This window comes from Pedobacter sandarakinus (genome assembly GCF_026240095.1).
GTDB lineage: Bacteria > Bacteroidota > Bacteroidia > Sphingobacteriales > Sphingobacteriaceae > Pedobacter > Pedobacter sandarakinus.
The window spans coordinates 1-481 of the sequence record NZ_JAPIVG010000027.1 but is presented as its reverse complement, the minus strand read 5'-3'; the positions used below and the strand labels follow the sequence as shown (position 1 = coordinate 481).

The window sequence follows — 481 nt, the reverse complement described above, 5'->3', positions numbered from 1 at the left end:
CAACATCTTCAGGCGTTGTTACCGCTGGTGCTGTAGCTACTGGTGCATCATTAACTGGTGTTACCGTTAGGTTGATGGTTACCGTTGTGCTTCCACCTTTGCCATCGCTCACCGTTACCACAAAACTGTCGGTTCCGTTGAAATTGGCGTTTGGTGTATAAGTGTAAGTTCCATCTGCATTTAATACCACCGTTCCGTTTGCTGGTGGCGTAGTAGTAGCGAAAGTTAAAGGATCGCCGTCTGCATCACTTGCTGTAATGCTTCCGCTCACCGCAACATCTTCAGGCGTTGTTACCGCTGGCGCTGTAGCTACTGGTACATCATTAACTGGCGTTACCGTTACATTGATGGTTACTGTTGTGCTTCCACCTTTGCCATCACTCACGGTTACCACAAAACTGTCGGTTCCGTTGAAGTTGGCATTTGGTGTATAAGTGTAAGTTCCATCTGCATTCAATACCACGGTTCCATTTGCTGGTGG

At 47.6% G+C, this 481-nt stretch carries 1 protein-coding gene; it reads right to left on the bottom strand.

What is annotated here, in order from left to right:
• Positions 1 to 481, bottom strand: a 481-nt coding sequence (locus tag OQ268_RS17800) for a tandem-95 repeat protein (RefSeq protein ID WP_265858167.1), incomplete at both ends; no start/stop codon positions are given.